Origin of the sequence: Streptomyces sp. NPDC059900 (genome assembly GCF_050270335.1) — a bacterium.
Taxonomy (GTDB): Bacteria; Actinomycetota; Actinomycetes; order Streptomycetales; family Streptomycetaceae; genus Streptomyces.
This window is the reverse complement of the sequence record NZ_JBNNJZ010000588.1, coordinates 1-4,852: the sequence shown is the minus strand read 5'-3', so window position 1 is coordinate 4,852 and position 4,852 is coordinate 1. Positions and strand designations below refer to the sequence as shown.

Genomic DNA, 4,852 nt, shown 5'->3' with positions numbered 1-4,852 from the left:
AGACTTCCTGCACACCTACAACTACCACCGCTGCCACACCGCACTCGGCGGCCACCCACCGATCAGCCGCGTGAACAACGCTGCGGGTCAATACAGCTAGCTCTTGCGGTGCCCTATCAGCCGGGGCTTCGGTTCCAGGCCGTCCAGGCCGTGCCAGGCCAGATTGACCAGGTGGGCGGCGACCTCCGCCTTCTTCGGCTTGCGGACGTCCAGCCACCACTGGCCCGTGAGGGCGACCATGCCGACCAGGGCCTGCGCGTACAGCGGGGCCAGCTTCTGGTCGAAGCCCCGCGTCTTGAACTCCTGGCCCAGAATGTCCTCCACCTGCGTCGCGATGTCGGAGATCAGCGAGGCGAAGGTGCCCGTCGACTGCGCCACCGGCGAATCGCGGACCAGGATGCGAAAGCCGTCCGTGTACGTCTCGATGTAGTCCAGGAGAGCGAACGCCGCCTGTTCCAGGAGCTCACGCGGATGCCCCGCGGTCAGCGCCCCCGTCACACCGTCGAGCAGCGCCCGCATCTCGCGGTCCACCACCACCGCGTACAGGCCCTCCTTGCCGCCGAAGTGCTCGTACACGACGGGCTTGGAGACGCCGGCCTTCGCCGCGATCTCCTCCACCGACGTGCCCTCGAAGCCCTTGGCGGCGAAGAGCGTGCGGCCGATGTCCAGCAACTGCTCCCGGCGCTCGGCACCCGTCATCCGCGTCCGGCGCGCACGCCGGGGCTGCTTCTCTTTGCTGCTGGCAGGGCTGGGATTACTGGAGTCGGTCGCCACGTCGTCAATCATGCCGCGCCGACGGTCTTCGGCTTCCGGCGGGAGTCGATACGGGACTCCGAAGGCCAGCGCACGTCCGTCGCCCAGCCCAGCTGCTCGCACCAGCGGATGATCCGGGCGGACGAGTCGACCTGGCCCCGCAGCACACCGTGCCGCGCCGACGTCGGGTCGGCGTGGTGGAGGTTGTGCCAGGACTCGCCGCAGGACAGGACCGCGAGCCACCACACATTGCCCGAACGGTCACGCGACTTGAAGGGCCGCTTGCCCACCGCGTGACAGATCGAGTTGATCGACCACGTGACGTGGTGCAGCAGCGCGACCCGGACCAGGGAACCCCAGAAGAACGCCGTGAAAGCGCCCCACCAGGACATCGTCACCAGGCCCCCGACCAGCGGCGGGATCGACAGCGAAACGATTGTCCAGAGCAGGAACTGGCGGGAGATCCGACGGAGCGCCGGGTCCTTGATCAGATCCGGCGCGTACTTCTCCTGCGGCGTCTGCTCCTCGTCGAACATCCAGCCGATGTGCGCCCACCACAGGCCCTTCATCAGCGCCGGAACCGTCTCGCCGAAGCGCCACGGCGAGTGCGGGTCGCCCTCCGCGTCCGAGAACTTGTGGTGCTTGCGGTGATCCGCCACCCAGCGGACCAGCGGGCCCTCCACCGCCATCGACCCCGCCACGGCGAGCGCGATCCGCAGCGGACGCTTCGCCTTGAAGGAACCGTGCGTGAAATACCGGTGGAAACCGATCGTGATGCCGTGGCAGCCCAGGTAGTACATGAACACCAGCAGGCCGAGATCCAGCCAGCTCACCCCCCACCCCCAGGCCAGCGGCACCGCCGCGACCAGGGCGACGAACGGAACGGCGATGAACGCGAGCAGCGCGAACTGCTCCACCGACCGCTTCTGCTCACCGCCCAGCGTCGCGGACTGGCCGGAGGGGGGCCCGGCGGTGTCGGTGGTCGGTCGCGAAGCGTCTTCGATCACATCGGTGGCTGAATACGCATCGGAAGATGTCGGCATGGGCACGTCCCCTGTGGGGTCGAGGGTTGAGGGTCACGACGCGAGTGCGGCGGGCACATGATCACGGGTCCCGCGTTAGCTACGGTCCCGTAACCTACGGCGACGTAAGTATGGCAGCGCGGAACCCCGCGGCAAGAGGCTGCGAGTCCGTGCCGCGATGTGACACCTATCCTTGGAAACGGTCGGACAGCGCGGTCCGCTCTCTATTTCCCCCGGAACGCGGATTTATATCCCGCCCGGGGCCCCTCCCAGACCTGACGTGCTTCAACACTGCAAGGAGCCGCACCTGTGAGCAGTGCCGACGACCAGACCACCACGGCCAGCACCGAGCTGCGCGCCGACATCCGCCGCCTCGGCGATCTCCTTGGCGAGACCCTCGTACGTCAGGAGGGCTCAGAGCTCCTCGAACTGGTCGAGAAGGTCCGCCGCCTGACGCGCGAGGACGGCGAGGCCGCAGCCCGCCTGCTCGGTGGCACCGAACTGGAGACCGCGGCCAAGCTGGTCCGCGCCTTCTCCACGTACTTCCACCTGGCGAACGTGACCGAGCAGGTCCACCGCGGACGCGAGCTGCGCGCCCGGCGTGCCGCCGAGGGCGGGCTCCTGACCCGTACCGCCGACCGGCTCAAGGACGCGGACCCCGAGCACCTGCGCCAGACCGTGGAGCACCTCAACGTGCGCCCCGTCTTCACCGCGCACCCCACCGAGGCCGCCCGCCGCTCCGTGCTCAACAAGCTGCGCCGCATCGCGGAGCTCCTGGAGACGCCGGTCATCGAGTCCGACCGGCGCCGCCACGACACCCGCCTCGCCGAGAGCATCGACCTGGTGTGGCAGACCGACGAGCTGCGCGTCGTCCGCCCGGAACCCGCCGACGAGGCACGCAACGCCATCTACTACCTGGACGAGCTGCACGCCGGCGCCGTCGGGGACGTACTGGAAGACCTCACCGCCGAGCTGGAGCGGGTCGGCGTCCAGCTCCCGGAAGGCACCCGGCCGCTCACCTTCGGCACCTGGATCGGCGGCGACCGCGACGGCAACCCGAACGTGACGCCCGCCGTCACCTGGGACGTCCTGATCCTCCAGCACGAGCACGGCATCAACGACGCCCTCGCCCTCGTCGACGAGCTGCGCGGCTTCCTGTCCAACTCCATCCGCTACACCGGAGCCACCGAGGAGCTCAAGGCGTCCCTCCAGCTCGACCTGGAGCGGCTGCCCGAGATCAGCCCCCGCTACAAGCGGCTGAACTCCGAGGAGCCCTACCGCCTCAAGGCCACCTGCATCCGGCAGAAGCTGGAGAACACCAAGGAGCGCCTCGCCCGCGGCACCGCCCACGAGGACGGCCGCGACTACCTCGGCACCGGCGAGCTCCTGCACGACCTCACCCTCGTCCAGACCTCGCTGCGCGAGCACAAGGGCGCCCTGTTCGCCGACGGCCGGATGAACCGCACCATCCGCACGCTCGCCGCGTTCGGCCTCCAGCTCGCCACCATGGACGTACGGGAGCACGCCGACGCCCACCACCACGCGCTCGGCCAGCTCTTCGACCGCCTGGGCGAGGAGTCCTGGCGTTACGTGGACATGCCGCGCGAGTACCGCCAGAAGCTGCTCGCCAAGGAGCTGCGCTCGCGCAGGCCGCTCGGCCCGTCCCCGGCCCCGCTCGACGCCGCGGGCGAGAAGACCCTCGGGGTCTTCCTCACCGTCAAGAAGGCCCTGGAGGTCTTCGGGCCCGAGGTCATCGAGTCCTACATCATCTCGATGTGCCAGGGCGCCGACGACGTCTTCGCGGCCTCCGTCCTGGCCCGCGAGGCCGGACTCATCGACCTGCACGCCGGCTGGGCGAAGATCGGCATCGTGCCGCTCCTGGAGACCACGGACGAGCTGCGCGCCGCCGACGTCATCCTCGACGAGATGCTCGCCGACCCGTCCTACCGCCGCCTCGTCGCCCTGCGCGGCGACGTCCAGGAGGTCATGCTCGGCTACTCCGACTCCTCCAAGTTCGGCGGCATCACCACCTCGCAGTGGGAGATCCACCGCGCCCAGCGGAGGTTGCGTGACGTCGCGCACCGCTACGGCGTGCGGCTTCGCCTCTTCCACGGCCGCGGCGGCACCGTCGGCCGCGGCGGCGGCCCCTCGCACGACGCGATCCTCGCGCAGCCGTGGGGCACGCTGGAGGGCGAGATCAAGGTGACCGAGCAGGGCGAGGTCATCTCCGACAAGTACCTCGTGCCGTCCTTGGCCAGGGAGAACCTCGAACTGACGGTGGCCGCGACCTTGCAGGCCTCCGCCCTGCACACGGCTCCCCGGCAGTCCGACGAGGCCCTCGCCCGCTGGGACGCCGCCATGGACGTGGTGAGCGACGCGGCCCACACCGCCTACCGCAAGCTCGTCGAGGACCCGGACCTGCCCTCGTACTTCCTCGCGTCGACGCCGGTGGACCAGCTTGCCGAGCTCCACCTGGGCTCGCGTCCCTCGCGCCGCCCCGGCTCGGGCGTCTCCCTCGACGGCCTGCGCGCCATCCCGTGGGTCTTCGGCTGGACCCAGTCGCGGCAGATCGTGCCGGGCTGGTTCGGCGTCGGATCCGGCCTCAAGGCGCTGCGCGAGGCCGGTCTGGACACCGTGCTCGGCGAGATGCAGGAGCACTGGCACTTCTTCCGGAACTTCCTCTCGAACGTCGAGATGACGCTCGCGAAGACGGACCTGCGCATCGCCCGCCACTACGTCGACACGCTCGTCCCCGACGAGCTGAAGCACGTCTTCGACGTGATCGAGGCGGAGCACGCGCTCACCGTCCAGGAAGTCCTGCGGATCACCGGCGGCACGGAGCTGCTCGACAGCAACCCGGAGCTCCAGCAGACCTTCGGCATCCGTGACGCCTACCTGGACCCGATCTCGTACCTCCAGGTCGCGCTCCTCAAGCGCCAGCGCGACGCGGCGGCCGCGGACGAGGAAGCGGACCCCTTGCTGGGCCGCGCCCTTCTCCTCACCGTCAACGGCGTGGCGGCGGGCCTGCGCAACACCGGCTGATCTCCACGGGTCGGGGGGGGCGGGGGGCCGGGACC

3 protein-coding genes and 1 pseudogene are annotated in these 4,852 nt (G+C 69.8%); 2 read left to right on the top strand and 2 right to left on the bottom strand.

Annotated features, from left to right (window positions below):
• A pseudogene (locus tag ACQKIP_RS39765) lies at positions 1-100 on the top strand (IS481 family transposase); the annotation flags it as partial.
• Here ACQKIP_RS39765 and ACQKIP_RS39760 read toward each other — a convergent pair.
• Entirely contained in the window at positions 97-786 is a 690-nt protein-coding gene (locus tag ACQKIP_RS39760; protein ID WP_365863884.1) for a TetR/AcrR family transcriptional regulator, read from the bottom strand. The pseudogene ACQKIP_RS39765 and the gene ACQKIP_RS39760 overlap by 4 nt on opposite strands.
• Positions 783-1,796: an acyl-CoA desaturase gene (locus tag ACQKIP_RS39755; protein WP_365863882.1), complete on the bottom strand. Its 1,014-nt coding sequence runs from the start codon at positions 1,794-1,796 to the stop codon at positions 783-785. Before ACQKIP_RS39755 ends, ACQKIP_RS39760 begins: the two co-directional genes overlap by 4 nt.
• 288 nt (positions 1,797-2,084) lie before the next feature.
• Between ACQKIP_RS39755 and ppc the strand changes: the two genes are divergently transcribed.
• The gene (gene ppc / locus ACQKIP_RS39750; protein WP_365863880.1) at positions 2,085-4,817 is read left to right on the top strand and encodes a phosphoenolpyruvate carboxylase; all 2,733 of its coding nucleotides are present in this window, start codon (positions 2,085-2,087) and stop codon (positions 4,815-4,817) included.
• The last annotated feature ends 35 nt before the right edge of the window (positions 4,818-4,852 follow it).